Genomic DNA, 22,744 nt, shown 5'->3' with positions numbered 1-22,744 from the left:
TTGAAATCTATAGTCCAAAACACATATTAAACGATCAAAAGTAGGAAAATATTGCTATAAGTAGGTTTACAGCGGCACCATAAAACAATATAAAGTTTGTTAAAAATTGTTAAAAATCAACAAAAACGCCTTTTTTAATGCTTTGATAAGCAGTAATTTCATCAAATTCTTTTAGACTTATCAAAATCAACTTCTTGTATTCTTCATATTTTTTACCTCGCGGAAGTTTCAATAAAATTTGAAATTGATAGAGGTTATTCAGTCTTGCGATTTGCGCTTTTTCGGGACCTAAAACGCAATCTTCAGGAAGATATTTTCTGAAAATAGAACCTAAAAACTGAGAAGCTCTATTCACTTTATCTTCTCTTCTGTGTTTAAGTTCAATCATTATTAATTTGGTGAAAGGTGGATAATGAAATTTCTGGCGTTCAGTTAAAATATATTTATAAACTTTTGCAGGTTCATTCATTTTTAACAACTGAAAAACAGAATGATCCGGATTATAAGTCTGAATAAAAACTTTACCGTTCCCAGAAACCCTTCCTGCTCTTCCCGAGACCTGAGTAATAAGTTGATACGCTCTTTCTTCCGCTCTAAAATCCTGAACATACAATAAAGAATCTGCTTTTGGAATAGCGACTAATTCGATATGATCAAAATCTAATCCTTTCGAAATCATTTGAGTTCCAACAACAATATCTGTTTCTCTTTCTTCAATTTTCTCATACAATTTCTCGTAAGCAAACTTTTTCCTCATAGAATCTACATCCATTCTGTCAACTTCATTATCAGGAAACAATTTAGAAACTTCTTCGTGTATTTGTTCCACCCCAACTCCTCTTTCATTTAGGTTTTCAGAGTGGCATTTCGGGCAGGTTTTAGGCTTTGATGCTCTTTGACCACAATAATGACATTTCATCTCATTCGTAGACTTATGATACGTCATTACCACATCACAATTAGAACAATAATTCACATATCCGCAAGATTCGCATTCAACCACATTGGCATATCCTCTACGATTATGAAGTACAATCACCTGATTTTTTTCGTCTAAAACTTTCTTAATCGAATCAACCAATTGCAGAGAAAAATTTCCTGAAACTTTTTTTGAATCTTGAGCTTCTTTAAAATTAATCAATTCATATTCAGGCAATTTTACATTCCCAAATCTTTCATTAAGGAATACATACTTCATCTTATCCTTTCGGGCGTTATAATAACTTTCAACAGAAGGTGTTGCAGAACCTAAAATAACATTTGCCCCATAAAAATTCCCAAAAACCAACGCTGAATCTTTAGCATTGAAATAAGGAGAAACTTCTCTTGGTTTATAAGCCGAATCATGTTCTTCATCCACAATAATCAGTCCTAAATTCTGATAAGGCAAAAACAAAGCATTTCTTGTTCCGATAAGAATTTTGATATCGTTTTGTCTGATTCTTCTCCAAACTTCCACCCTTTCAAAATCGGTCAGTTTTTGATGGTAAAAACCTAATTGTCTCCCATATTTTTTTTCTAATCTTTGAGTAATCTGCTTGGTTAAAGAAATTTCAGGAAGTAAAAACAATACATTTTTCCCTTCATTAATACATTCTTCAATTTTCTCTAAATAAATATGGGTTTTACCAGAAGAAGTCACACCGTGAAGCAAAACATTTTTCCCTTCCTCAAAAGCTTCATCAATTTCTTTTTTTGCAATAATCTGAGCTTCGGAAAGCTGCTCTATTTGTTCGATTTCACCTTCATAGCTTTCAATTCTGTCTTTCTGCAAATAATATTCTTCAACAAGATTTTTATCCGCTAAAGCTTTAAAATGCGAATTTCCAAAGTATCCGCCCTCAAACAATTCAGATTTTTTTATCGGCAAATCCGGATTCTCAGTCTGTTTTTCTAAGATATGAAGGAAAAGGTCTTTCTGCTTCTGCGCTCTTTTTAATGTTAAAAGAATTTCGGTAATATTCTGATACTTTAAAACCTCATCATTAATCTTTACGTAGGCTACTTCTTTCGCTTTATATTTTTCCGCAACTTTTTCATCAATTTCAATGTATTGTAAATCAATTAATGAATTAATAGTTTTGATGATATCTTTTTTGGGAATAAAGGCTTCAATGTCTGTAAGATTTATCAACTGACGAACTTCCAGTGCCTGAATGAGATACATTTCATTCACATCAAGATTCTGAAAATCTATATGAACATTAGGCTTAATTTTCAAATACGTTTCACTTTCCAGTTTCAAAGAAGAAGGAAAAGCAAAACGATAAATTTCTCCCAAACTACACAAATAATAATCTGAAAGCCAATTCCAGAAGTTAATTTGCTCTTGCGGAACAATAGGTTTGTCGTCCAAAATACCGATAACTTCCTTTGCTACAAATTTTTCCGGAGCATTCTGATGAATTTCAAAGACAATTCCCGTATAAATTTTCTTTCCGCCAAAAGGAACCAGAACACGCATTCCGACCTGAATATCAGAAATGAGTTCATCAGGAACTTTATAAGTAAAAGAACCTTTTAAATTTAATGGTAAAACGATTTGAGCGTAGTTCAAAGGAAATTTTTAAAATGTAAAATTAGATTTTTCTTTATTGAAACGCAAAACCAAGAAGATTTTTTTGATATAATTAAAAAATCAGTTCAAGAATTTTGTACCAAATCGCAGAAGTAAAAAATCCTACAATTATACTGAATCCGATAATTAGATTAGTAAGCTTAGTATTTAATCTGAATTGTTCGGCAATAATACTTGCTGTAACCAAAGTCGGCATTGCAGCTTCAAAAATGGTTATTTTGGCAACATCTCCTTTAATTCCCAACAATAAAGCAAACACTAAGACAATTGCCGGGGCTAAAATCAGTTTAAACAGCATTGAAGCAGACATTTGCGGAATTAATTTTTTCCAACCATTAAATTTCAGTTGTAAACCGACTGAAAATAAAGCCAAAGGACTTACTGTCGCTGCTAATTTATCAAATAATGGTTCACCGAAAGAAAGGTCTACAAACTGAGATAATATCAATGCAGAAACGCACCCGATTAACGGAGGGAAACTTATTAATCTTTTCAAAATAAATTTTGCACTTACTTTTCCGGATTTGCTTCCGCCTTTTACTGCTGCAATAATCCCTAATGTTGAAAGGGCAAAAAACATGGTTTGGTCACAAATTATGGCTATACTCAAAAGACTTTCCCCATAAAAAGCTGAAATCAAAGGAAAACCGATGAATGAAGTATTGCTATAACCGCTTACCAATTCTAATGTACTTCTGGAACGTCTTGAATAATTCTTGCTCTTACTGTAAAACATCATGAACAAAAAGGAAAAAACAGCAATCAAAAAAGTCGCCAAAATCGGGAAAAGCATTTCCGTTGTCCATTTTACTTTTGGCAGATACTTAAAAGAAACTGCTGGTAAAGCTAAATAAAGAATCCAGGTATTGATGCCTTTATGCGCATCCGGATGGATAGATTTTGTTGCTTTGAAAACCATTCCCGCAATAATACACACCGCAATCAGAACAAAATTTACCATAGTTTTAAAAGATATACTACAAATTTACGGTTGAATTTTCAGAATGAATACTAAATGATTTGTTTTTTGAAATCTTCTTCAATAAAAAGCCCTCGACTCCACTCAGATTGACAACGCTTCATATTTCTGATTCATTAGAATGTTTAAGAGAAGATTCTTCATTCCGCTTTGCTTCATTTAGAATGACAAATTGTATATGTGATTTTATTTTATTCATTCATCGTATCAAACAAACTCATTACCTCAACTTTCTCTAAAGGTTTTGAATGGGTGACTCTTTTTGGCATTTTCGGTAATAAATCAAAGAAATTATCACTGAAATGAGTATCACCCATCAAATACACATCTTTTGCCAAAACATCTGTAGAAACTTCAATTTCGGTAGGCGAAATTTTCCTGATTTGAATATTGGGTTTAGATAATTTTAAATCTTTTGGTTTGGATAGAAAACAAATGGTATTGGCAAGTGTTTTTCCTTGATTATCCTTCAATGTAAAGTTTAAAAAAACTTCATTCCATTTTTCTTGTTTTACAAGGTCTTTTACTTGTAACGGATGGTAATTGAGAACAGAATTTTCTTTTAAATCTTGGTCAGTTTCATCAAATTCTTGTAGCAAACCTCCATTCAATGTATAAATTTGTGTACTTAATCTAACCGATTGATAATCTTTAAACTCATCATTGATTACAGAAGTAGATAATAAACCTTCTTGTAGATAAGGTGCAATTACAATCGGTTCAAAACTTCTTTTAATCTGATAATGTAAAGCCTTCCAATTTCCTAAATAATCAATAGAAGACCAAGAAACGACAGGCCAACAATCGTTCAGTTGCCAATACAAAGTCCCCATATTATAAGGTTTTGCTCGACGATGCGCTTCAATGGCTATTTTCATACCTCGAGATTGAAGTAATTGAGAAACATAATTGTATTTCACAAGATCTGTCGGAACAATATAATCTCTCTTCATGTATTCATTAATGATTTCCCAACCTCTTCCATGTTTTTGATGGGCTTTTATCACTGGATTTTGTAAATCTATGTCCTGATTTCCTGAAAACATAGATTTTGTAGTCTCCAAAGTTGGCATTCCCTGAAAACCGTATTCCGAAGCAAATCTGGGTACTTTTTCATTGTAAATTTCAAAAGGCTGTTCTCCCCACCAAACTCCCCAATAATGAGAATCTCCTTCCGTTAAACTTTCTTTATGTCCCCAACCGATTGATGGAGAACTTGGCCAATAAATCAGTTTATCGCTTGTTGCATATTTTTTTACAGCATTTGGAATTACTTCATGAAAGATTTTCTTGTAATCTTTCCCAACCTGTAAAGAATCTTCTTTTGAATACTTGAATTGCTTTTGATACCCCCAATTCACAATTGCTTCATCAATTTCGTTGTTTCCGCACCATAAAGCTAAAGAAGGATGATTTTGAAGTCTATTTATTTGATCTTTTACTTCCAACTCAACATTTTGTTGAAAATTCTCATCAGCTGGATAAAAACTTCCTGCAAACATAAAATCCTGCCAAACCAAAATTCCGTTTTCATCACAAGCCTTGTAAAACTCATCACCTTCGTAAATTCCGCCACCCCAAATACGAATCATATTCATATTCGCTTCTTTGCAGTCTCTGATTAATTTTTGATACTTTTCTTTACTTATTCTTGGTAAAAAACTATCGGAAGGAATCCAATTGACACCTTTTGCATACATCGGGTTTCCATTGACTTTAAAATAGAACGATTTTCCTTTTTCATCTTTTTCCTGAACCAACTCAATGGTTCTAAGACCTATTTTTTCTGTTTTTTCAGCTATTTTCTTTGAATCTTTTTCTAAAGATATTGTAATGTCATATAGATTCTGTTCACCCAAACCATTAGGTTGCCAAAGTTTAGGGGTTTTAATAACAAAAGGAAGTTTAATAGTATTTTTACCTTTGTCTAACTGAACAACATTTTCCTTATTATTAACCAATATTCTATATTTTCCTTGTACAAATGCATTAACTTCAGCATAAATCTGCAAATCTGCTTTTTGCTTGGTCAAAAGTTTCTGTTCAATTTTTATATTTTCAAATTTGGCATTATTCCAAAATTCCAGTTTTACCTCTTTCCAAATTCCCGAAGTCACTAATCTTGGTCCCCAATCCCACCCAAATTGATATTGAGCCTTTCTCACAAAACTTCTCGGCGATTCCGGCATTGTAAAAGGTACTTTTTCAGCTAAATCTTTTCCAACATTGACAGCAGATTTAAACTTAACCTGTAAAATATTTTCTCCATTTTTCAAATATGTTTTAACAGGAATTTCCCATTTTCTGAACATATTATCTGTCTTTTTCAAGAGTTTTCCATTTAAATAAATTTCGGAAAATGTATCTAGTCCGTCAAAAACCAAATCTATATTTTGATTTTTAAGCTCTTTTTCGGAAAGGTTAAAAATGGTTTGATAATCCCAATCTTCATTTTCTACCCATTGAACCTTTTTTTCATTTTCATCTTTGAAAGGGTCAGGAATAATTTGATGATTCATTAAATCCAAATGAACCGTTCCCGGGACTGTGGCAGTCAGCCATTTTTTTTCTTTTGAATTCTTAAAACTCCAATTTTCTAACGATAAATTTCTCTCAGAAAATTGAGCATTAACAAAAGTTTGAATGAAAAGGAAAGCAAAAAGTAGGGTTTTGTTCATTATAATTTATTTACAATTCGATGAATTCCGTCTTTAATAAGTGGCGTGTTAAAATTAATGAGAAGTCCTAATTTCAGATTGGTCAACTTCAGATAAGTTAATAACTGAGAATAGAATATTGGGTGAATTTCAACTACTGATTTGATTTCAACAATTACCTTATCTTCTACAATTAAATCAAGTTTATATGCCTTTTCAATTATTTCTTCTTTGTATTTAAGAGGTAACGAAACCTGTTGATTAACTTTTAATCCCAATTCTTTTAATTCGTACGCCAGAGCTGTTTCATAAGCATTCTCTAACAAACCGGCTCCTAAATTTCTGTGTACCTCTAAAGCTGCTCCTATAATTTTATAAGATAATTCATTTTCCTTCATTTGTGTTTGTTTTTTATTTTTTATCGCAAAGGTTTATATTTTTTCACATTTTATTTAAGGGGCAAAGATGAATCAATAGATTGATTCTACTAAGCGAAAGTTTCAACCAAACACCTTCATCAGCGACTTTGTCGCAATTCTTTGCTCCTTAAAATAATAAGTTTTATTATTAAAAACTTTGCGTTTAAATTATTTGTTTTTCAAAGCAATAACCTCATCTGGATTCGCAAAAGCTCCTCCATCTGTTATAGCCGAAGAATGGAAATATTGAGCTTTTGTAAACTCTCTGATTTCTGCAATATTGGTAGAACGCAAACCTCCGCCAACAAGAATTTCTATTCTTCCGTTTGATAATTCCACCAGCTTTTTTAAGTTTTCTTTTCCTTCTGAAACATTAGGTTTTTGTCCAGAGGTAAGAATCGTTTTAAAACCACAATCAATTACTTTATCTAATGAATTCTCCAAATCTTTAGCTCTATCAAATGCACGATGAAAAGTGCAAGGAAGCGGATTTGCCAACTGAATTAATTCTTTATTTTGCTCAACATTAATCTCATTATTTTCGCTTAAAACTCCGAAAACGAAACCATCTATATTTAAAGATTTTAATCGAATTAAATCTGACTTCATTTGTTCAAATTCTGTATCAGAATAAGTAAAGTCTCCACCTCTAGGACGAATCATCACGAAAATCGGAATATTAATATTTTCCCGAAGTTGTTTTGTGGTTTCAAAATCGGGGGTCGTTCCGCCTTCGCTTAATCCATCACAAAATTCTATTCTATCTGCTCCGTTTTCAAATGCAATCATTGCCGATTGCGGATTGAAACATGCTATTTCTATTTTTGACATTTTTTTAAATTATTTCAAAGCAAAATCAGGTTTTTCTAAACGATTTCCTTTTTGGTCATACACGGCAAAATTGAATCCGTCCTGAATACAGTACGATCCATACTCCCCTTTCTTATTTAACGCAATAAAACCTACCTGAATATCTTTTAGGTTTTTGTTTCTTCTTTTTGCAATCTGTACAATTCTCTCTACAGCTTCTTTGCACGCCTGTTGAGGAGTCCTGCCTTGTCTCATCAGCTCTACAACCAAATGAGTACCTACAGTTCTGATAACTTCTTCCCCATGACCTGTTGCCGTCGCAGCTCCTACTTCATTATCAACAAATAATCCGGCTCCTATAATGGGTGAATCTCCTACTCTTCCATGCATTTTGAAAGCCATTCCACTCGTTGTACAAGCTCCAGAAAGATTACCTTGAGAATCTAAAGCTATCATCCCGATAGTATCGTGATTTTCAACATTTACAATAGGTTGATATTTGCTATCTTTCAGCCACTCTTTCCATTCTTTTTCGGATTCGGGAGTTAAAAGATTTTCTTTTTAAAATCTTGTGAAACGGCAAACTGAAATGCTCCTTCCCCAACCAACATTACGTGTTGTGTTTTTTCCATCACAGCTCTTGCAACAGAAATCGGATTTTTAATATTTTCAAGACAAGCAACAGAGCCAATATTAAAGTTTTCGTCCATAATACAAGCATCCAACGTTACCCTTCCGTCTCTGTCCGGTCTACCGCCAAAGCCAACACTTCTTTCATTGGGGTCAAGTTCCACCAAACGTACACCTTTTTCTACCGCATCTAAGGCTCTACCTCCATTTCCAAGAACCTTCCATGCTTCATTATTAGCTTTTAAACCAAAATTCCAAGTGGAAAGGACAATTGGCTTGTTAACAGCTTTATTATTTTCAGGAAAATCTTTAGCAATCAAATCCAACGGATTCAACAATAATGCTGAAGATGCTAATGCTGTATTTTTAAGAAATTTTCTACGTGAATTCATTATTTATACAATTTAGTTTACCCCGATTTCATCCACAAAAAGCCATGCTTTGGAATCTGCACCAGGATTTCCTGCAGGAATTATTCCCGCATTTTCTATTTTAACTTTAATATATTTTGAAGTTTGATTTCCAACATTAAGTCTGATTTTTCCTTTAGCCTTTTGAATTTCTTCTTTGCCTATTTCTTTAATCATTTTAAAATTTTGATTATCATCAGAAACAAAAATCTGAGCCGATTTTGCCAAATGAATCCAGCTTCCTTTATTTTCCAAAGTATTGAAATACACTTCCGAGAACTGAGTTTTCTGCTCTAAATCAATTGTTGCAACTACATCTTTTCCTTGAAAACCCAACCAAGTTTTTCCTAATTGCCTTTGATTTCCAATAATTCCGTCAACTAAAGTAAAAGCACCTCCAAAAGAGTAATTTTCATTAGGTTGTTCTTCTAATTTAATACTTTTCCCTGTTGTTTTTGAAGTAATAAAGTCTTGTGAAGAAATAGCACTTTTTAATTTACCTTGCTCGAAATAAGCCGACTTTAAAGTTAATGATTTAGAAATTGAAATAGGATTTTGATATGTAGGAGAGCTGATTGTTGGTTCACTTCCGTCTAATGTATACCGAATCCCTGAAGGATTTTGAGAAGTTGAAAGCTCATAACCGATACTATTATCTTTTGAAATAACTATTCCCGAAATATTATAAATACTTCTGGAATAGTTTATATTCATTTTATCCAAAGTTTTAAATTGTTCGATTACTCTTCCTTCAAATTCTTTATAGTTTTTAGAATCGGCAGTACCCCAACCCACTTCCGAAAGAGCCAATAATCTTGGAAAAATCATATATTGAACACGCTTAAAGTCCAGAATATATTCCGTCCATAAATTTGCCTGAACTCCTAAAATATATTTTGATTGTTCTAGAGTCAGTTCACTCGGAATCGGGTTATAAGAATAAACCTTATCCAACGGAGTAAAACCACCGAAAGCATTGGGTTCTGTTGCTGGATCTCCTTGATAATGGTCAAAATAACAATATGATCCGGGCGTCATTACCGCAAAATGATTTGATTTCGCAGCTTCAATACCTCCATTCACGCCAGTCCAGCTCATTACTGCAGCATTTGGAGCTAATCCACCTTCTAAAATTTCGTCCCAGCCAATAATTTTCCTCCCTTTTTTATTGACAAATTTTTCAATTCTTTGAATGAAATAACTCTGTAAACCATGTTCATCTTTTAAATTATTTTTCTTGATTAAATCCTGACAATGGGCACATTCTTTCCATCTTGTTTTAGGACATTCATCACCTCCAATATGAATATATTCAGACGGAAAAAGGGCTATCATTTCATCCAAAACATTTTGCAAGAATGTGAAAGTCTCTTCTTTCGGGCAAAAAACATCATCAAAAACACCCCATTTTGTAGCCGGTTCAAAAGGTCCTTTTGTACATGCCAATTCGGGATAAGCAGAAAGAGCAGCTAACGCATGACCCGGCATTTCAATTTCAGGAACAACCGTAATATGACATTCTTTTGCATAATCTACAACTTCTTTTATCTGTTCCTGAGTATAAAAATAAGGACCGTAAGGTTTTCCGTCAAAAGTATTGTCAACATAAGCTCCAATCATTGATTCTTTACGTCTAGAACCAATTTGAGTGAGTTTGGGATATTTTTTAATTTCAATTCTCCAACCTTGGTCGTCCGTCAAATGCCAATGAAAAGTATTCAACTTATACATCGCCAAATAATCAATATATTGTTTTACCTCCTCAACTGTAAAAAAATGACGGCAAACATCGAGATGCATTCCACGCCAAGCGAATTTGGGTTGGTCTTTAATTTTTAAAGCAGGAATTTTCCCAATTTCTTTATATTGCTCTATAAGCTGAATAAAGGTTTGAATTGCTAGAAAATAGCCCTGCTTTGTATAAGAATTTATAACTATTCGCTTTGGAGAAATATAAATTGAATATCTTTCTTTTTGTTGTTCATCATTCTTTGGTAAATGCGATAAAACCGGAGGATATAAAGAGTATACTAAATGAACCCCTTCATCTTTCTTACCATAACTAAACTTAACTACTCCCTCTAAACGTTTTTTTAAATACTCTGTTTCTTCTTTTGGTAAGTTTTCATCAAGGTTAAATTCCTCTGGTATCAAAAATTCCCCTTCTAAAAATTCAACTTTTTGCGGATAAGGAATCAAATTTAACCTATTTTGAGAAAAAAATTTACTGAAAGACAATAAAAAGAGTATTAACAGAATACGTATCATTAGAAGTGATTATGGTTTTAGCTAATATAGCCATTTTCTGAAAATTTCTAAAGTCATTTTAACCTTTAAAAAAATAAAACATCTAAATTTGTAAAAATAAATAATGAGAAAAACATTTCTATTAGCTGCCGGATTACTATTTTCGGTTTCTACACAAGCGCAAATTTTAGATATCATAAAATCTACCGTAAAAGACAAAACAGGTATCGACCTTGATAATTCTGTAAAAACAAAAAACTCTACAACAACTTCTACATCTACAACAACCAATAGCTCTGCTGTAAATCTTGGTAATTTAACCTCAACACAGATTTCATCAGGATTAAAAGAGGCTTTGAGCCTTGGTGTAAGTGAAGGTGTAAAAAAATTGGGTGTTACAGACGGATTTTTAAAAAATGAAGCTGTAAAAATATTGATGCCTGAAAAACTTAGAAAAATCGATACAACTCTTCGTTCTGTAGGTTTAGGAAGTTTAGCAGACCAAGGTGTAAAATTACTCAACAGAGCTGCCGAAGATGCAGTAACAGAAGCCGCTCCTATTTTCACGAATGCCATTACTTCTATGACGATTACAGATGCTAAAAATATTTTATTAGGAAGCAATAATGCAGCAACCGACTATTTACAAAGTAAAACTCAAAGTCAATTATTTACGGCATTCCAGCCAAAAATAAAAGCTTCTTTAGGAAAAGTTGGTGCAGATTCTGTATGGAAAAATCTGATTTCAAAATACAATATGTTAACGGGACAATCTGTAACTACAGACCTTAACGAATATGTAACTACAGAAACCATAAACGGCGTATTTAAAATGGTTGCAGACAAAGAAAGCGGAATCAGAAATACTCCAGCGATGAGAACCACAAGTATTTTACAGAAAGTTTTCGGAGCGCAGGATAATAAATAACATTTAAAAATAACCAATTAACTTAAAAAGCCTCTCAAATCCATAGATTTAAGAGGCTTTTTTTAATATTGCTGTAATAAATATTTTAAAATATCTGTTGTCGTTACAATTCCTTTCAATTCTCCGTTTTCAACGATAGGAATGGAATGAAAACTTTGTTGTGATAGAATCTCCGCAACTTCTTTAATTGTAGTGTCAGGCTCTACAGTGATTGGAGCTTTGGTCATCACCTGCGAAATACTGAACATATCATATACTACTGCAGAAACGGGAACATCTTCAGCATCACCCGATTCATCTACATCTGCATAACTGATTTTCAATAAATCCGAATAGCTTAAAACTCCTAACAACTTATTATTTTCAACCACAGGTATATGTCTGATATTATTATTTTTAAATAATTTTTCAGCGTCATACAACGATTGTGAAAGATTAAGAGTTATTAAATCTTTAGTCATAATCTGTGATACAGGAACTCTTTGTTTCATAATATTTTTGATTTAATTGTTTTAAAAATTTTCACTGACTAAAATCTTCCATTCCCTTTGTTCTACTCAAAGTTAGTGAACAAATTATAGTTTTACGGAAGTTTAGCTATGACATATATTAGCTTTCTTTTTTATGAAAAAACAACTAAATTCAATTGAAAATTTAATTCTAAAATATGTATTTATTACTTACAAAATTTTCTTGAAAAAAGACATGACTTTATAAACAAATACAATTCAACACATATTATATTTATTTTAAATACAAACAAAAACACACCCCAATTTACTGTAAATTTAAAAATAAAATATATGATTTTTTCCAAAAATGATAAATGTCAAAATGACAAATGTCACCTAAATACATAGCCCTAAACACCTCAAACACAGCTACATTTGAAAGTGTTAACAAACTAAATATATGGACATGAAAAAATTATTATTAGCTAGTTTTCTAGTTATAATGGGGCTGACAAATGCTCAGGAAAAAAATGAAGGTTTAAAAGGAACTTGGTTTGCATCTGCGCAGGTTGGTTATCAAAGTACAAATGACGGTTCAGAATCCGGCAAATCAACAAGTACTACTATTTTACCTATTGTTGGTTATTTCGTAGCTCCTTCTACAGCTGTTGGAGTTGCTGTAGGTAACGTTGGAGTAAAGTCTACAAACCAATTTGCAGAAGATGTTACTTTAAAAACCAATTTATTAGTTGTAGAACCATTGGCTAGAAAATATTGGAATATACATGGTGGTCTGTTCTTCTTCGGACAATTGGCTGTTCCAATTATTTCAGGAAAAACTAAAGTAACAGCAGCCGGACAAGCTGTTCCGGATAGCGATATTAAAGTAAATCAGTTTGGGTTGGCTTTATCAGGAGGTTTTGATTATGTTCTTACTAAACACTTTACTGTAGAATTCTCTTACAATCTGGCTAATTTATCATTTACTACTATTAAAAACTACCCAGGAACAGTAAAAGATATCAAAACAACAGATTTCTCTCTAGCTCACATTGCTACAGTAGCTCCAGATTACAACAAGGCGATATTTGGACCTAACGGAAATGCTATTTCAACATTATCTTTCGGGTTTAAATTCTTATTCTAAAAGCACTCTATTATTATATTCATATCTCATTTTATCATAGTTTAACTGATATAAAATGATTTTTTTGTAGAAAAAATGCCGTTTCAATCTCTGAAACGGCATTTTATTTATTTTGTTTAAACGCTAAAACTGCATTTCAGGAATATCTCCTTCAATGATAAGCTCTGCTTCCGTAGATTTTATAATATGCTCAACAGAAACTCCGGGTGCTCTTTCAACCAATTTAAAACCTTGAGGAGTAACATCCAAAACGGCTAATTCTGTCACCACTCTTTTCACGCAGTTTACTCCGGTTAAAGGAAGTGTACATTTTTTCAGGATTTTACTTTCTCCCGCTTTATTTACGTGCATCATGGCAACGATAATATTTTCGGCAGAAGCTACCAAATCCATCGCTCCTCCCATACCTTTCACCATTTTCCCGGGGATTTTCCAGTTGGCAATATCTCCGTTTTCGGAAACTTCCATTGCTCCAAGAATCGTTAAATCAACTTTTTTGCTTCTTATCATTCCGAAACTAAAAGCAGAATCAAAGAATGAACCTCCCGGTAAAATCGTAATCGTTTGTTTTCCTGCGTTAATAATATCTGCATCTTCTTCACCTTCGTAAGGAAAAGGTCCCATCCCAAGAACTCCGTTCTCACTCTGAAACTCTACAGAAAGGTTTTCAGGAACATAATTGGCAACCAGAGTAGGAATTCCGATTCCTAAATTTACGTAATATCCGTCTTTTACCTCTTTGGAAATACGTCTTGCAATATCTTCTTTACTTAACATTCTGCTTATTTTTTTCTGGTTGTTCTTTGTTCAATTCTCTTTTCAAATTTCTCCCCTTGGAAAATTCTCTGAATCATAATCCCAGGAATATGAATCTGATTGGGATCTAATTCTCCTGGTTCTACCAATTCTTCCACCTCAGCAATGGTGATTTTTGCAGCTCCTGCCATTGGATGGTTGAAATTTCTTGCCGAACCTTTAAAAATAAGATTTCCCGCATGATCCCCTTTCCAAGCCTTAACTATTGAAAAATCTGCTTTATAAGCATGTTCTAAAATATGAGGTTTTCCTTCAAAATTTTTAACTTCCTTACCTTCCGCGACCTCAGTTCCGAAACCTGCAGGTGTGTAAAAAGCAGGAATACCCGCTTGTGCAGCTCTACATTTTTCAGCCAAAGTACCTTGTGGAGTCAATTCAACCTCTAATTCTCCGGAAAGCATTTGTCTTTCAAACTCGGCATTTTCTCCTACATAAGAAGAAATCATTTTTTTGATTTGTCTTTTATGAAGCAATAATCCCAATCCGAAATCATCAACTCCCGCATTATTCGAAATACATGTTAAATCTTTTACATCGCTTTCTACCAAAGCATTAATTGAGTTTTCAGGAATCCCGCAAAGTCCAAACCCACCAAGCATCAAAGTCATACCATCTTTAATACCTTCAATGGCTTCCTTTGCATTTTTTACTCTTTTATCTATCATGAAATATTAGATTTTCTGTTGGTTTAAAATTAATAAAATTTCTCATATAAGCCAGATTTATGAGATTCTTTCATGGCATTTATCTTTAATTTCAATTGATTTTTACAAAAAATCCAGTGGACTTTTGATATTACTCTTGCTAATATCAGTTATATGGGTATATATTTCAGTTGTTTTGATATTGTTATGTCCTAAAAGTTCTTTAATAATTCTTATATCCGTTCCATTTTCTAATAGATGTGTTGCATATGAATGTCTTAATGTATGAACAGTGGCCGGAGAAGTAATATTAGCTTTTATCAAAGAGTCTTTAAGAACCTGTTGAACACTTCTTTCAGAATATTTTTCATTAAATTTACCTTCAAATAAATAATTTTGAGGTTGATACATGATATAATAATCTCTTAATAAATCAAGTAGTCTTGGAGATAATGCAACAACTCTATCTTTATTTCCTTTAGATTGTCTTATCAATATTATCTTTCCTTCCGTTTTAATATCTGACAACTTCAGCTCCAGTACTTCACTTAGACGCAACCCACATGAATAAATTGTCGTAAGAATCGCCTTATGTTTTAAATTTTCTATGGATTCTAATAGTTTTTTAACCTCTTGTTTTGTCAGGAATCTTGGTAATTTATATTCTTTTCTTGTAGGGTAAAGATGTTTAAGATTAATATTTCTTTGAAAAACTTCTTTATAAAACTTTGTAAGAGAAGCAATCATTGCTTTTTGATAAGATTGCCCAACTTTCTTTTTATCTACAACCAAAAAATAAAATCTTCAAGTTGTTTTTGTGTAATTTCTTCAGGAGAATATTTAACCGAGACTTTTAGAAAAAAACTTATATGGAACTTATAAGTTCTTATACTTTTATCAGAATATCTTTGAAGTAAAAGTATATCAATAAACTTTTCTAAATATTTATTATCCATTCTAAATCATTTATGCGTTTATCCAAATATATAAAAAATAATCCACTGATTTACAACAACTTTACGTATTACTAAGAAAAATAGACGCAATAATGTATATTTGATATTAGCGCAATGCGTATATTTAGACGTTATCTGCTATTCTATGAAAAATCGTGTCATAAAAGTAATTTTCACAATTTTAGGAATTTTGATTCTTCTACTTTTTATTCGTCCACAAAAAGTAATTTATTTACCGAAAATTTCAGGAAAAGTTATTGATGAAAATGGAATTCCAATTAAAGATGCGTATGTTTCAAGAATTGAGGAAAAAAATTGGAAGAACGAAAAATGGGGTTATGAAGAAAGTTCTGAATATGAGTTTCAAACAGTATTGACTGACAAAAACGGCTACTTTTTTCTTGACCAAAAATCTCGTATTGATTGGTTTCATACACCTTTTGATTTACCAATTGCATGGTGTTTTGCAGAGTTTAAAGTTTCAAAAGCAGGTTACGAAAATTATAAAACAGAATTTGACGATTATAAATCTTTCAGAAAAGAAGGATGTTATGCTTGTGAAGAAATTGAATTTAAACCTACAATAAAACTAAAAAAGAACAGCAGATAACAGTGTATTTGCAAAATGCGGATTTAAACCAAAGTTGAAAAGCATCAATCATTTATCCGCAAAAATGCTTTTCATCTTGATTTTATTTGTAATTTAACAATCTGAAAAAGCATTTTGCTTCGCTCAGTCTGAATTGAACTTGCAGTTAAATTCAGCCCGCACTTCGCAAATACTTTTTCGTTAGCTGAAAGCGTTTACCAGCATTATGCAAAAAATTCAGAAAATAAAAAAAATTATAGAATCTCTTGAACAGGAGCAAGAATATCTTGAACTTGGATTAATAAATGATTTAATTTACCCTCTTCAAAAACTAAAATATGAGGATTGGGAAAATTTAAATAATCAATTAGATGAATGGAGTGATTTACAAAGAACTATTTTAGTTGATGGAATTTTAGAAATAAAGGACAACAAATCTTCTAATTATGATACAGGAATTATTTTTGCAAAATCTTTTCTTCTATCCGAACAAAGAAATTCAGAAATTCTTATTCAATATTTGGAGTTTTTAGACAATGGAATATCAAAAAAAACTGAATTAATAGATGATATTTATCTAAAAACTAAATGGTTAGAATCTCAAAATAATAGTTATGATATTAACTTCGTCGAAAAATTTAAAATAATTTATAATCTTTACAGTAACGCCATCAGCTAACATTGTATTGACAAAATGCGGGGTTTTGTAATAAGTTGAAAAATTACACTTTTTAATCCGCCATTATTTTTCAATTCCACATTTTTGTTTAATTTAGTTCCATTGAAAAAATATTGGCTATGTTTGGTCGTTCTTGAACATTTAGTTCTTCGAAAGCCCGCACTTCGCCAATACTTTTTCCGTTATCTGCAATTTTTTAAAGACTGCATCCATGAAAAATATTTACAAGCTAATTTTAGTGTTTATTTTACCAATTTTATTTGGATGTAAAGACGAACAAAAATTACAAAGAAAAGAATTTCTAAAAACTGCAAAAATTTATTTTAGCGAAGAGTTCAAAAAAGATGCAGATTTTAAATCCTTAGACTCATTGAGAATATTAAAAATTGACACATTGTCTGATAAAGATGAATTGTATATATATATATATATGTCAATTATATAGATATAAAAACCATTTATTATCACAATCAAAATCGCCGAAAGATTTGAACGAATTAAAATATGGAACTGATGAATTTGGTTCGCAAATGCATGAAGACTACGTAAATAAGTCAGAATATAAGTCTGTAAAAGAAAATGAAGCAAAATCTAATGTTCTGAGGGATTCTATTGACTTTATTAAAAAACAAATAAAACATTATGAACAAATATTAGTCAAAAAAGATAGTTTAAATTTATGTATGTATGAAGTTGAATATTTTTATCAAATAACAAGTAAAAATATGATTACTGAAAAGGGTGTGACAGATTTAATATTTACAAAGGATATGAAAATATATGAAAATAAATATCAGGTTATGACCGAGTACAAAAATCTTGAAAAAAAATTTCCATTTATTAAATAGAAAAACTGCAGATAACATTGTATTGGCAAAATGCGGGAGGAAGTATAAAGTTGAACTACTCTACTTTTTCAGCCGCCGTTATTTTTCCATTCCACTGATTTTTGTAAGTTCGTTTCATGGAAAAAATATCGGCTACAATTGGTCTGAACTTGAACTTTCGTTCAAATTAAGCCCACACTTCGCCAAGCCGCGGCTCGTTATGTGTAATATTAACCAAAAATAGTAATGAAAATAAAAAAAATATTATTTAGCATATTAACCGCTCTTGTTTTAATAGTATCAATATTCCTTTATATGAATAGGGATAAATTTGTTTATGTAGGTTCAGTAGATATTATTGAAGTCGATTGCAGTAAAAAACTTCAAATCTTGAGCGAAGTTTTAGAAAGTGACCAAAGGATTAGAAAATCAAATGAACCCATCAAATACGCTAAAGAAGATCATAGAAATCAAGAATTAGTGATTAGCATAATTGAAAAGTGTGGTATGCCAACATTAAAGGAGGTGGGTCAAAAACAAATGGATGTAATCTGGTTGGGACTGCAACATAGTACTAAAAAAATCAAAAAAAAGTATTTTCCACAAATAGAGAAAGCGGTTGAAAATGGAGACTTATCTAAACAACAATACGCATTGATGAAAGATAGGATTTTAATGGACGAAGGAAAACCCCAAATATATGGTTCACAAATAGAGAATGGTAAATTGTATAAATTAGAAAATCCTGAAACTGTGAACGAAAGAAGAAAAGAAATGGGAATGGAACCAATAGAGGATTATTTAAAGAATTTCAATATTCAGTTCAATCCGAATTAAAATACTACACATAACATTGTATTGGCAAAATGCGGGGTTAAACTCTAAGTTGAACTACTCTACATTTTTAGCCGCCAATATTTTCCAATTCCACATTTTTAATTAACTTAGTTCCATTGAAAAAATATTGGCTACAATTGGTCTAAAATTGAACTAAAGTTCCCTTTTAGCCCGCACTTCGCAAAGCCTTTTTTCATTAACTGCAACTATAAGTGAAATGTTCCGCAATAAATTTTCTTATGTACCTAATATTATTTACTTTCTACTTTTACTGAACATACTTTATTAAAAATAAATCGTATAAAAGGCCCTGCAATTGCGACTTGAAGAAAATAAGCCATTGGAAAATTTAAAGATATATTTTTTATCCAAGTAGAGAATAAATTTGATGTATAACCATCTGTAATTAGAGCTCCATATAACGACATTAAAGTTGCCATACCTGTCACAAAAAATAAAGCCGTTATAAGAATTTTCTTAAATATCGGATCCTTCTCCTTTAAAAATTTAGGAACTAACATCATTGCGACTCTTCCAACAATAAACCATTCGCATATAAAAGCAACAACAAATGTTAAAGGAAACATTAACAATGCTTTTTTTATACTATCTACAGAAAATCCATTGTGCAATATTACATTATAATTGATCATTACGAAACACATAAAAAAAACCATTAGGAACGTAAATATTAAATGTTCCTTTAAAGTTGTAGGCATTCTATTCATTATTATTTATTTATTAAAATGTTTGCTGTGTTGTTGAGAATAGATAATGCTTTAAAAAAATCATTCTGTTCGTCCTCAGATAATCTACCTATGATTTCAGAAAAGTGGGTTTCCATCTTAGTTTCAATTTCGTTAGCCAATTTTTCTCCTCTTGGTGTGAGAGATAAATAAACTAATCTTTTATCGTCAGAAGACCGATTTCTTTTAACCAAATCAAGTTCTTCTAATCTATCTATGGTTTTTGAAAAAGGACCTTTTTCCAAACCAATGGAGCGAGAAATAGCTACCATAGACATATTGATAGAATTTTTAACCTTCATCAATATTCTTTCTTGAGTTAAATTAATATCAAACTCTTTTGGTAAATAATATTCTTTAAATAAAGCATATTTAATTAAATCAACGCTATTAAGCGCTATTGCTATTTTCTTATCCATAAAAAATGTTATAAAAATAACGGTTGAAAATATAACCATTTTTTCTTCTTAAAAAAATAGCAAAATTAATTAACGTAACACAAGATTGTATACTTTATAAATTACTTTTTAGTATCTTATAAAATCGAAATTATAGCTACAGCTAACATCGTATTTGCGAAATGGCGGTTTAAGGGAGAAATTGAAAGTTTCTCCTTTTTTTTCGCAACAGCCTTTTATATTTCCTTTTTTCATAAATTTAGAAAATAATAAAAGGCTGTTGCTTAGGTTAGTGCACGATTACAAGTTTAGGCTTTCTAATCCGCCACTATCGCCAATACGTGGGTCGTTAGCGGTCAGCTTAACCATACGTAACAAACAAAGAATAAAATGGCAGTATTAAACCAATTTCAACATTACTCACAAGGCGAGAATACGGTAACAAATAATGTATTATTGATGCTTTCAAATTTGTATGAAATAAATCCAAAATATTACGAAGAATATATAAAGGGCTTAACAGAAGATTCTGACCAATACGAAGTGATTCCCATTTTTAGACAGCAAATCGGAAATCGTGGAAACGGAATAATAGATGGACATATTCAAATCAAAGCATCAAAAATTATCATTGAAACAAAACTGCACGGACTAGAATGGATAAATAAACTCGTGAAGTATGCACAAAGTTTTGACCCAAGTGAATATAAATTACTGATACATCTTAGTTCAACAAGATATCCAGAGAGTGAAATAGAAAAAATTAAGACAATTCTTAACGATAATAAAAACCTTGGAAAAGTAAACTTTCATTCAATAACATACCAAGACTTAGTTGACCAATTAAAGGAACTTGCAAACAACTATCAATATGAGCATTACTTACAAAGACTTAATGAACATTTTGAGAGTTATTGTTTGGGTATGGGACTTATGTCAAGAAACAATAACGTGTTAAGAGCTATGGCTTGTGGACAATCATATGATTTAAATGTAAAGCATCAATTCTACTTTGACTTGGCTTCACGCGGATATAGTGATTTTAAGTATTTAGGTATTTACAAATGGAAGTCAGTTAGACACATCGGACTTGTTGAGAATATTATTGAAGCAGATTGGAATGAGAAAATAGGTTTAATAATTAAAAACTCAAAATATCCAGTTACAAAAGAGCAAGAACAGAAACTAATAAATGCGATAAAAGAATCTGATGACAAAGGTTGGGGAGTTGAGACTGACCACAGATTTTTTTTACTATCAAATTTCACGGACACAGACTTTAAAAAGACAAGTCCAGGTGGAATTTTTAGAGTACGATATTTTAATCTTGAGAATGAATTAGATAAAGTTCCAGACGACATAAAAACTATTGCTGAACAGTTAAAAACAAAGACGTGGGAATAGAAAGCTGAAAGTCTAAAAAATAATTAATTTCGGATTTGAAAATCTAAATCTTCATCGAATTGAAGCAGGTTGTGCCATCAATAATATTGGTTCAATAAATGTTTTAGAAAAAGTTGGAATGTTTAGAGAAGCTCATACAAGAAAATTGTTACCGTTAAAATCAGGCTGGGCCGACAATTATGGATATGCAATTTTATCAACTGACAAAAGAAAATAAAAATACATCGCCTAACATTATATCGGCAAAATATGGCTTAAAAACCTCTCCTTCTTTGAAGAATACATCAAAAAACATTAAAAAAAATATGATGAAATTAATAAAACTTATTTTACTATTCTTTATAGTTTTATCTTGTAATTCACAAAAAAAATTTCAAATAATATATCTAAATGATAATTATAGAATATCATATATTGCCGACCGAAATAGAAATGTAATCAAAAAATTAGATAGTTCATATAGCTTAAACTATCAGCCTGAAACTTTAGGATATTTTTCAATTTTTTCTATTCAGGGCGAAGAAGGCTGGACTGCAATTGACATTAATGAAAAAAAACTTTTTAAGGTTTACAATACTGAAATCGGAACACCAAGCCCAGACGATATTATCGAAAATAGAATCAGAATTGTTGATTCGAAAGATAAAATTGGTTTTGGGGATAAAAAAGGAAATATTGTAATCCAACCACAATTTGAGATGGCAAGTTCATTTCATAACGGAAAAGCAATGATTGCCGAAAAATGTGAAAAAATACCATGGGAAACACTCCAAAAAAATCATGGCGATTGCGAACATTACTCTATTGTATGTAAAAAACACGGATACATTAATAAAAAAGGAGAAATTCTAAAATTCGGAGATTATACTTTTGAACAAATACAAAAGGAAATAGGCTGGAAAAACCCTTAAAAAATGTTTTGTGAAATTGTATTGAAAAAATATAATCTCAAAAATATGAAACTATAGGTATATATCTGAATGATATAGTGTCCCATTTTCTATTTTTTATTAATTTAGTTTTATTGAAAAATATTGGTAGAATCGGTTGGGCTTGAAGTTTTGCTCCAATCAAGTCTATAATAGTTTTACAATGTTTTTTTTCGTTAGCCATAATTACACAGACAAGTATATGAAAATAGAATTAGAACCAATAGGATTTGTAAAAAATTCAAGAAAAGAACCAATTGATGATAATTGGTATCAAATAATTTCCGACATAGAATTAGCAGATAATATTCCGACAGAAGCTTTTAACAATATATCAGATTTCTCACATTTAGAAATAATCTTTTATTTTGATCAGGTTAAATCTAATAACATCGTTTTCTCCGGACATCCACGAGGAAATAAAAATTACCCGAATGTTGGTATTTTCGGGCAAAGAAAAAAAGACAGACCCAACCAAATCGGCTTAACTACCGTCGAACTATTAAAATGGGAAGAAAGAAAAATTACAGTAAAATATCTTGATGCAATTGATGGAACACCAATTCTTGACATAAAACCTGTATTTAAAGAATTTCAAGTTAAGAATAATATAACTCAACCAGATTGGGTAGAAGATTTAATGAAGAATTATTGGTAAACTA

General features: G+C 31.4%; 24 protein-coding genes and 1 pseudogene. 11 read left to right on the top strand and 14 right to left on the bottom strand.

Translation table 11 applies throughout. From position 1 onward, the window contains the following. Positions 1 to 109: 109 nt before the first annotated feature. From priA to OH806_RS10665, 7 genes and pseudogenes are all read right to left on the bottom strand, one after another. Positions 110 to 2,557 (bottom strand): replication restart helicase PriA, encoded by a 2,448-nt coding sequence (gene priA, locus OH806_RS10695; protein ID WP_264743670.1) that lies wholly within the window; start codon positions 2,555 to 2,557, stop codon positions 110 to 112. A gap of 73 nt (positions 2,558 to 2,630) precedes the next feature. Next, the gene (locus tag OH806_RS10690) at positions 2,631 to 3,539 is read right to left on the bottom strand and encodes an AEC family transporter (RefSeq protein WP_264743669.1); all 909 of its coding nucleotides are present in this window, start codon (positions 3,537 to 3,539) and stop codon (positions 2,631 to 2,633) included. 209 nt (positions 3,540 to 3,748) lie between these two features. Continuing rightward, positions 3,749 to 6,235 carry a beta-mannosidase gene (locus OH806_RS10685; protein WP_264743668.1) on the bottom strand — a complete coding sequence of 829 codons (2,487 nt, stop codon included), beginning with the start codon at positions 6,233 to 6,235 and terminating at the stop codon, positions 3,749 to 3,751. Beyond that, positions 6,235 to 6,612 carry a GxxExxY protein gene (locus tag OH806_RS10680; protein WP_264743667.1) on the bottom strand — a complete coding sequence of 126 codons (378 nt, stop codon included), beginning with the start codon at positions 6,610 to 6,612 and terminating at the stop codon, positions 6,235 to 6,237. Before OH806_RS10680 ends, OH806_RS10685 begins: the two co-directional genes overlap by 1 nt. 189 nt (positions 6,613 to 6,801) lie before the next feature. Next, positions 6,802 to 7,464, bottom strand: coding sequence for a copper homeostasis protein CutC (locus OH806_RS10675; protein WP_264743666.1), 663 nt, complete (start codon positions 7,462 to 7,464; stop codon positions 6,802 to 6,804). Between the two features lie 9 nt (positions 7,465 to 7,473). Further along, positions 7,474 to 8,465 (bottom strand): annotated as a pseudogene (locus OH806_RS10670) (isoaspartyl peptidase/L-asparaginase family protein). A gap of 12 nt (positions 8,466 to 8,477) precedes the next feature. Beyond that, positions 8,478 to 10,751 carry a beta-N-acetylhexosaminidase gene (locus OH806_RS10665; protein ID WP_264743665.1) on the bottom strand — a complete coding sequence of 758 codons (2,274 nt, stop codon included), beginning with the start codon at positions 10,749 to 10,751 and terminating at the stop codon, positions 8,478 to 8,480. Positions 10,752 to 10,854: 103 nt separating this feature from the next. Here OH806_RS10665 and OH806_RS10660 point away from each other — a divergent pair, with 103 nt between their 5' ends. Beyond that, entirely contained in the window at positions 10,855 to 11,658 is an 804-nt protein-coding gene (locus tag OH806_RS10660; RefSeq protein WP_264743664.1) for a DUF4197 domain-containing protein, read from the top strand. A 62-nt stretch (positions 11,659 to 11,720) separates the two neighbouring features. Here OH806_RS10660 and OH806_RS10655 read toward each other — a convergent pair whose 3' ends face one another. Then, a complete protein-coding gene (locus tag OH806_RS10655) occupies positions 11,721 to 12,149 on the bottom strand; it encodes a CBS domain-containing protein (protein ID WP_264743663.1) in 429 nt (142 codons plus the stop codon). A gap of 427 nt (positions 12,150 to 12,576) precedes the next feature. Here OH806_RS10655 and OH806_RS10650 point away from each other — a divergent pair, with 427 nt between their 5' ends. After that, positions 12,577 to 13,257, top strand: coding sequence for an outer membrane beta-barrel protein (locus OH806_RS10650; RefSeq protein ID WP_264743662.1), 681 nt, complete (start codon positions 12,577 to 12,579; stop codon positions 13,255 to 13,257). 123 nt (positions 13,258 to 13,380) lie between these two features. On the opposite strand, the gene OH806_RS10645 is transcribed toward OH806_RS10650, so the two are convergent. The 4 genes from OH806_RS10645 to OH806_RS10630 all read right to left on the bottom strand — a co-directional run bounded on the left by OH806_RS10645 (position 13,381) and on the right by OH806_RS10630 (position 15,673). Next, entirely contained in the window at positions 13,381 to 14,034 is a 654-nt protein-coding gene (locus OH806_RS10645) for a CoA transferase subunit B (protein WP_264743661.1), read from the bottom strand. Positions 14,035 to 14,039: 5 nt separating this feature from the next. Then, positions 14,040 to 14,738, bottom strand: a complete 699-nt coding sequence (locus OH806_RS10640; RefSeq protein WP_264743660.1) for a CoA transferase subunit A — start codon at positions 14,736 to 14,738, stop codon at positions 14,040 to 14,042. 102 nt (positions 14,739 to 14,840) lie between these two features. Then, complete coding sequence (locus OH806_RS10635) at positions 14,841 to 15,509, bottom strand: tyrosine-type recombinase/integrase (protein ID WP_264743659.1); 669 nt, start codon at positions 15,507 to 15,509, stop codon at positions 14,841 to 14,843. Next, positions 15,500 to 15,673, bottom strand: a complete 174-nt coding sequence (locus OH806_RS10630; RefSeq protein ID WP_264743658.1) for a phage integrase N-terminal SAM-like domain-containing protein — start codon at positions 15,671 to 15,673, stop codon at positions 15,500 to 15,502. Before OH806_RS10630 ends, OH806_RS10635 begins: the two co-directional genes overlap by 10 nt. A gap of 145 nt (positions 15,674 to 15,818) precedes the next feature. Between OH806_RS10630 and OH806_RS10625 the strand changes: the two genes are divergently transcribed. The 5 genes from OH806_RS10625 to OH806_RS10605 all read left to right on the top strand — a co-directional run bounded on the left by OH806_RS10625 (position 15,819) and on the right by OH806_RS10605 (position 18,605). Beyond that, a complete protein-coding gene (locus OH806_RS10625) occupies positions 15,819 to 16,283 on the top strand; it encodes a hypothetical protein (RefSeq protein ID WP_264743657.1) in 465 nt (154 codons plus the stop codon). A 205-nt stretch (positions 16,284 to 16,488) separates the two neighbouring features. Continuing rightward, positions 16,489 to 16,941 (top strand): hypothetical protein, encoded by a 453-nt coding sequence (locus tag OH806_RS10620; protein WP_264743656.1) that lies wholly within the window; start codon positions 16,489 to 16,491, stop codon positions 16,939 to 16,941. Positions 16,942 to 17,152: 211 nt separating this feature from the next. Next, positions 17,153 to 17,386: a hypothetical protein gene (locus tag OH806_RS10615; protein WP_264743655.1), complete on the top strand. Its 234-nt coding sequence runs from the start codon at positions 17,153 to 17,155 to the stop codon at positions 17,384 to 17,386. 43 nt (positions 17,387 to 17,429) lie between these two features. Then, positions 17,430 to 17,789, top strand: coding sequence for a hypothetical protein (locus OH806_RS10610; RefSeq protein ID WP_264743654.1), 360 nt, complete (start codon positions 17,430 to 17,432; stop codon positions 17,787 to 17,789). A 294-nt stretch (positions 17,790 to 18,083) separates the two neighbouring features. Further along, on the top strand, positions 18,084 to 18,605 hold the full coding sequence (locus tag OH806_RS10605; protein ID WP_264743653.1) for a DUF6624 domain-containing protein: 522 nt from the start codon (positions 18,084 to 18,086) through the stop codon (positions 18,603 to 18,605). A 251-nt stretch (positions 18,606 to 18,856) separates the two neighbouring features. Here the strand turns inward: OH806_RS10605 and OH806_RS10600 are convergent, their stop codons facing one another. Then, entirely contained in the window at positions 18,857 to 19,192 is a 336-nt protein-coding gene (locus OH806_RS10600; RefSeq protein WP_264743652.1) for a DUF2798 domain-containing protein, read from the bottom strand. A gap of 143 nt (positions 19,193 to 19,335) precedes the next feature. Next, positions 19,336 to 19,770 carry a MarR family winged helix-turn-helix transcriptional regulator gene (locus OH806_RS10595; protein ID WP_264743651.1) on the bottom strand — a complete coding sequence of 145 codons (435 nt, stop codon included), beginning with the start codon at positions 19,768 to 19,770 and terminating at the stop codon, positions 19,336 to 19,338. A gap of 369 nt (positions 19,771 to 20,139) precedes the next feature. On the opposite strand from OH806_RS10595, the gene OH806_RS10590 reads away from it, so the two are divergent. The 4 genes from OH806_RS10590 to tsaA all read left to right on the top strand — a co-directional run bounded on the left by OH806_RS10590 (position 20,140) and on the right by tsaA (position 22,740). Then, complete coding sequence (locus tag OH806_RS10590; protein WP_264743650.1) at positions 20,140 to 21,153, top strand: hypothetical protein; 1,014 nt, start codon at positions 20,140 to 20,142, stop codon at positions 21,151 to 21,153. A gap of 19 nt (positions 21,154 to 21,172) precedes the next feature. Beyond that, entirely contained in the window at positions 21,173 to 21,370 is a 198-nt protein-coding gene (locus tag OH806_RS10585; protein WP_319804126.1) for a GNAT family N-acetyltransferase, read from the top strand. After that, a complete protein-coding gene (locus tag OH806_RS10580) occupies positions 21,339 to 22,064 on the top strand; it encodes a WG repeat-containing protein (RefSeq protein WP_264743649.1) in 726 nt (241 codons plus the stop codon). Before OH806_RS10585 ends, OH806_RS10580 begins: the two co-directional genes overlap by 32 nt. A 220-nt stretch (positions 22,065 to 22,284) precedes the next feature. Beyond that, positions 22,285 to 22,740, top strand: coding sequence for a tRNA (N6-threonylcarbamoyladenosine(37)-N6)-methyltransferase TrmO (tsaA, locus tag OH806_RS10575; protein WP_264743648.1), 456 nt, complete (start codon positions 22,285 to 22,287; stop codon positions 22,738 to 22,740). Positions 22,741 to 22,744: the final 4 nt, after the last annotated feature.

This window comes from Chryseobacterium oryctis (assembly GCF_025971925.1).
In the GTDB taxonomy this organism is placed as follows: Bacteria; Bacteroidota; Bacteroidia; order Flavobacteriales; family Weeksellaceae; genus Chryseobacterium; species Chryseobacterium oryctis.
Note: the sequence above shows the minus strand (reverse complement) of the source record. Positions and strands in the feature narration are given on the sequence as shown.

Coding starts and splice junctions, on each gene's coding strand:
- OH806_RS10680 (WP_264743667.1), bottom strand. CDS start 6,612: ATGAAGGAAAATGAATTATCTTATAAAATTATAGGAGCAGCTTTAGAG.
- OH806_RS10640 (WP_264743660.1), bottom strand. CDS start 14,738: ATGATAGATAAAAGAGTAAAAAATGCAAAGGAAGCCATTGAAGGTATT.
- OH806_RS10615 (WP_264743655.1), top strand. CDS start 17,153: ATGAAAAATATTTACAAGCTAATTTTAGTGTTTATTTTACCAATTTTA.
- OH806_RS10675 (WP_264743666.1), bottom strand. CDS start 7,464: ATGTCAAAAATAGAAATAGCATGTTTCAATCCGCAATCGGCAATGATT.
- OH806_RS10625 (WP_264743657.1), top strand. CDS start 15,819: ATGAAAAATCGTGTCATAAAAGTAATTTTCACAATTTTAGGAATTTTG.
- OH806_RS10650 (WP_264743662.1), top strand. CDS start 12,577: ATGAAAAAATTATTATTAGCTAGTTTTCTAGTTATAATGGGGCTGACA.
- OH806_RS10690 (WP_264743669.1), bottom strand. CDS start 3,539: ATGGTAAATTTTGTTCTGATTGCGGTGTGTATTATTGCGGGAATGGTT.
- OH806_RS10580 (WP_264743649.1), top strand. CDS start 21,339: ATGCAATTTTATCAACTGACAAAAGAAAATAAAAATACATCGCCTAAC.
- OH806_RS10630 (WP_264743658.1), bottom strand. CDS start 15,673: ATGGATAATAAATATTTAGAAAAGTTTATTGATATACTTTTACTTCAA.
- OH806_RS10660 (WP_264743664.1), top strand. CDS start 10,855: ATGAGAAAAACATTTCTATTAGCTGCCGGATTACTATTTTCGGTTTCT.
- OH806_RS10600 (WP_264743652.1), bottom strand. CDS start 19,192: ATGTTTCCTTTAACATTTGTTGTTGCTTTTATATGCGAATGGTTTATT.
- OH806_RS10595 (WP_264743651.1), bottom strand. CDS start 19,770: ATGGATAAGAAAATAGCAATAGCGCTTAATAGCGTTGATTTAATTAAA.
- tsaA (WP_264743648.1), top strand. CDS start 22,285: ATGAAAATAGAATTAGAACCAATAGGATTTGTAAAAAATTCAAGAAAA.
- OH806_RS10590 (WP_264743650.1), top strand. CDS start 20,140: ATGGCAGTATTAAACCAATTTCAACATTACTCACAAGGCGAGAATACG.
- OH806_RS10620 (WP_264743656.1), top strand. CDS start 16,489: ATGCAAAAAATTCAGAAAATAAAAAAAATTATAGAATCTCTTGAACAG.
- OH806_RS10645 (WP_264743661.1), bottom strand. CDS start 14,034: ATGTTAAGTAAAGAAGATATTGCAAGACGTATTTCCAAAGAGGTAAAA.
- OH806_RS10665 (WP_264743665.1), bottom strand. CDS start 10,751: ATGATACGTATTCTGTTAATACTCTTTTTATTGTCTTTCAGTAAATTT.
- OH806_RS10685 (WP_264743668.1), bottom strand. CDS start 6,235: ATGAACAAAACCCTACTTTTTGCTTTCCTTTTCATTCAAACTTTTGTT.
- OH806_RS10655 (WP_264743663.1), bottom strand. CDS start 12,149: ATGAAACAAAGAGTTCCTGTATCACAGATTATGACTAAAGATTTAATA.
- OH806_RS10605 (WP_264743653.1), top strand. CDS start 18,084: ATGAATAGGGATAAATTTGTTTATGTAGGTTCAGTAGATATTATTGAA.